Annotated in this window: 2 protein-coding genes and 1 pseudogene (1 of these 3 cut by a window edge); 1 reads left to right on the top strand and 2 read right to left on the bottom strand. The window is 71.3% G+C overall.

The window, feature by feature from the left end; genetic code table 11:
* Positions 1-873: pseudogene (locus ACFOWE_RS18920) on the top strand (DUF349 domain-containing protein); it begins 350 nt to the left of the window's first position.
* A gap of 99 nt (positions 874-972) precedes the next feature.
* Here ACFOWE_RS18920 and ACFOWE_RS18915 read toward each other — a convergent pair.
* Positions 973-3,165 carry a RelA/SpoT family protein gene (locus tag ACFOWE_RS18915; protein ID WP_377289567.1) on the bottom strand — a complete coding sequence of 731 codons (2,193 nt, stop codon included), beginning with the start codon at positions 3,163-3,165 and terminating at the stop codon, positions 973-975.
* 238 nt (positions 3,166-3,403) lie between these two features.
* Positions 3,404-3,925: an adenine phosphoribosyltransferase gene (locus ACFOWE_RS18910; protein WP_377289639.1), complete on the bottom strand. Its 522-nt coding sequence runs from the start codon at positions 3,923-3,925 to the stop codon at positions 3,404-3,406.
* Between the last annotated feature and the right edge of the window lie 86 nt (positions 3,926-4,011).

Raw genomic sequence — 4,011 nt, 5'->3', positions numbered from 1 at the left:
GAGGCCAGGGCCGTCAAGGAGCGCATCGTCGCCGAGGCCGAGAACGTCGCGGAGTCCACCACCCACTGGAAGACGGGCGGGGAGCGCCTGCGCCAGCTGGTGGAGGAGTGGAAGGCCGCCGAGCGGATCGACCGGGTGACCGAGGCGGCGCTGTGGAAGCGCCTGTCGGCCGCCCGCACGGCCTTCGCCAAGCGCCGCAAGGCCTACTTCGCGGGCCTGGACGAGCAGCGGGAGAGCGTGCGGGCCGTCAAGGACCGCATCGTCGCCGAGGCCGAGTCCCTGGCCTCCTCCACCGACTGGGGCCCCACCGCGGCGGCCTACCGCGAGCTGATGCGGCAGTGGAAGAGCGCCGGCCGGGCCTCCCGCGAGATCGAGGACGAGCTGTGGGGCCGCTTCAAGGCCGCCCAGGACCAGTTCTTCCAGGCCCGGTCGGCGGTCTTCGCCGAGCGGGACGCCTCCCTCGCGGCCAACGCGGAGGTCAAGGAGCAGCTCCTGGCCGAGGCCGAGAAGATCCTCCCCGTCTCCGACGCCCGGTCCGCCCGGGCGGCCCTGCGCGGCATCCTGGAGCGCTGGGAGGAGGCCGGCCCCGTCCCCCGCGAGCAGCGCGACCGCCTGGAGGGCGGGCTGCGCCGGATCGACGAGGCGATCCGCAAGGCCGAGGAGGCGGAGTGGAAGCGCTCCAACCCCGAGGCCCGGGCCCGTGCCCAGAACACGGTGGACCAGCTGCGCAAGTCCATCGAGCAGCTGGAGGCCCGCCTGTCCAAGGCCCAGGCCGCCGGCAGGGACAAGGACGTCAAGGACGCGGAGGAGGCCCTGACCGCCCGCCGTTCCTGGCTGGAGGAGGCCGAGCGCACGCTCGCCGAGTTCTCCTGAGCGTCCGACCGCGACCGGGGCGCGCCCTCCTCCACCGGGGGTGCGCCCCGCTCCGTTCCCGGGCCCCGTTCCCGGACCCCGGCCCGGGAACGGGCGGAGTCAGGCCCCGGCGCCGCTGACCCGGTAGACGTCGTAGACGCCCTGGATGTTGCGCACGGCCTTCAGGACGTGGCCCAGGTGCTTGGGGTCGCCCATCTCGAAGGTGAACTTGCTGATCGCGACCCGGTCACGGGAGGTCGTCACCGACGCCGACAGGATGTTGACGTGCTGGTCGGACAGGGTCCGGGTGACGTCGGAGAGCAGGCGGGGCCGGTCGAGCGCCTCGACCTGGATGGCGACCAGGAAGACCGAGTCCTCGCTCGGCGACCAGGACACCTCCACCAGCCGGTCCGGATCCGACTTGAGCTGCGCGATGTTGGGGCAGTTGCCGCGGTGCACCGAGACGCCGTGCCCGCGGGTGACGAAGCCGACGATCTCGTCCCCGGGGACCGGGGTGCAGCAACGGGAGAGCCGCACCCAGACGTCGGAGTCGCCCGCGACCACCACACCCGCGCCCCCGCCGCGGGGGCGGCCCCGCAGCTTCGTCGGGACCGCCGTCTCGGCGATGTCCTCCTCGGCGGCCTCCACTCCCCCGACGGACTGCACGAGCTTCTGCACGACCGTCTGGGCGGCCACGTGGCCCTCTCCGACGGCCGCGTACAGCGAGGAGACGTCCGGGTACCGCATGTCGCGCGCGAGCACCAGGAGGGACTCCCCGGACATCAGGCGCTGCAGCGGGAGGCCCTGCTTGCGCATGGCGCGGCCGATGGCCTCCTTGCCCGCCTCGATCGCGGTCTCGCGCCGCTCCTTGGAGAACCACTGGCGGATCTTGTTGCGGGCCCGGCCGGACTTGACGAACTTCAGCCAGTCGCGGGACGGGCCCGCGTCCGGCGACTTCGAGGTGAAGATCTCGACCGTGTCGCCGTTGCCCAGGCGCGACTCCAGCGGCACCAGGCGCCCGTTGACCCGGGCCCCGATGCAGCGGTGCCCGACCTCGGTGTGCACGGCGTAGGCGAAGTCGACGGGGGTCGCGCCCTCGGGCAGGGCGATCACCTGGCCCCTGGGGGTGAAGACGTAGACCTCCGAGACCGACAGGTCGAACCGGAGCGACTCCAGGAACTCCCCGGGGTCGGCGGTCTCCTTCTGCCAGTCCAGGAGCTGGCGGAGCCACGCCATGTCGCCCGTGGCCTTGAGCTTCGTGCCGGAGGGCCCGGCGGTGTTCATCTCCTCCTTGTACTTCCAGTGCGCGGCGACGCCGTACTCGGCGCGGTGGTGCATGGCGTGGGTGCGGATCTGGAGCTCCACCGGCTTGCCCTCGGGACCGATCACCGTGGTGTGCAGCGACTGGTACATGTTGAACTTGGGCATCGCGATGTAGTCCTTGAACCGGCCGGGCACCGGGTTCCACCGCGCGTGGATCGTTCCGAGGGCCGCATAGCAGTCGCGGACCGTGTCGACGAGCACCCTGATGCCGACCAGGTCGTAGATGTCGTCGAACGCGACGTCGCGCGCGATCATCTTCTGGTAGACCGAGTAGTAGTGCTTGGGCCTGCCCTTGACCGCCGCGCGGATCTTCGCCTCGCGCAGGTCGGCGGAGACCTTCTCGATGACCTCCTGCAGGAACAGGTCCCGGCGCGGGGCCCGCTCCGAGACCATCCGGGCGATCTCGTCGTAGCGCTTGGGGTAGAGCATGGCGAACGCGAGGTCCTCCAGCTCCCACTTGATGGTGTTCATGCCCAGCCGGTGGGCGAGGGGGGCGAAGATCTCCAGCGTCTCGCGGGACTTCTGCTGCCGCTTGTGCTCCGGCAGGTAGCGCATGGTGCGCATGTTGTGCAGCCGGTCGGCCAGCTTGATGACCAGCACCCGGATGTCGCGGGACATCGCCACGACCATCTTGCGCACGGTCTCGGCCTGGGCCGCGTCGCCGAACTTGACCTTGTCGAGCTTGGTGACGCCGTCGACCAGCAGCGCGATGTTCTCGCCGAAGTCGGCGCGGAGCTCGTCCAGGCTGTAGGCGGTGTCCTCGACGGTGTCGTGCAGCAGCGCGGCGCAGAGCGTCTCGTCGTCGGTGCCCAGCTCGGCCAGGATCGTCGCGACCGCCAGCGGGTGGGTGATGTAGGGGTCGCCGCTCTTCCGCTTCTGGTCGCGGTGGTGGTAGGCCGCCACGTCGTAGGCCCGCTCGATCAGCCGCAGGTCCGCCTTCGGGTGGGTCGCGCGGACCGTGCGGAACAGCGGTTCAAGCACCGGATTCATGGCGCCACCCCATTGTCCCCCAAAGCGGGCGAGCCTGCGTCGCACCGCCGGTTTCTCCTCGGTGGCTCCGGACACGGCCGCGCCGGCATCACCTACCGGGGCGGCCGTCTCGGAACCGCCTTCGCCGGCGGTCACGTCGGGCACGACCACATCACGGGGCACTCAGACTCCTCACGTTCGAGTCCAGATCCCATCAGTGTATCCAGACCCGCACAGGTACTTCCCCCTGCGGGGCGGATCAGACGACCACGAGGGGGCGGAGTTCGGTGCCGGCCAGCCGTTCCCTGCCCTTGAGGAAGGCCAGTTCCATCAGTACGGCGACGGCGACGACCTCGGCGCCCGCCCGGCGGACCAGTTCCACCGTCGCGCGTGCCGTGCCCCCGGTGGCGAGCACGTCGTCGACGACCAGGACCCGCTCCCCGGGGGCGAACGCGTCCCGGTGCACCTCGATGACGGCCGAGCCGTACTCGAGGTCGTAGGCCGCGTCCAGCGTCTCGGAGGGCAGCTTGCCCTTCTTGCGCACCGGCACGAACCCGGCGCGCGCCTTGTAGGCCACCGGAGCCGCCAGGATGAAGCCGCGCGCCTCGATGCCGACGACCTTGTCCACCTCGTGCAGGCCCGCGAAGGCGTCCGTCACCGCGGCGAACGCCTCGGGGTCGGCCAGCAGCGGGGTGATGTCCTTGAACAGCACCCCCGGCTGCGGATAGTCGGGCACGTCGCGGATCCGGTCCAGGATCAGCCGGCTCAGGTCACTCATGATCCACCCCTGTGGGAGAGACGTCTTCTTCCAGCAGAACGCCTCCGCCCCGGCGCGGGGGACGGAGGCGCGACGGGTCGCGGGCCGCC

Origin of the sequence: Planomonospora corallina (genome assembly GCF_042650625.1) — a bacterium.
Classification (GTDB): Bacteria; Actinomycetota; Actinomycetes; order Streptosporangiales; family Streptosporangiaceae; genus Planomonospora_B; species Planomonospora_B corallina.
Note: the sequence above shows the minus strand (reverse complement) of the source record. Positions and strands in the feature narration are given on the sequence as shown.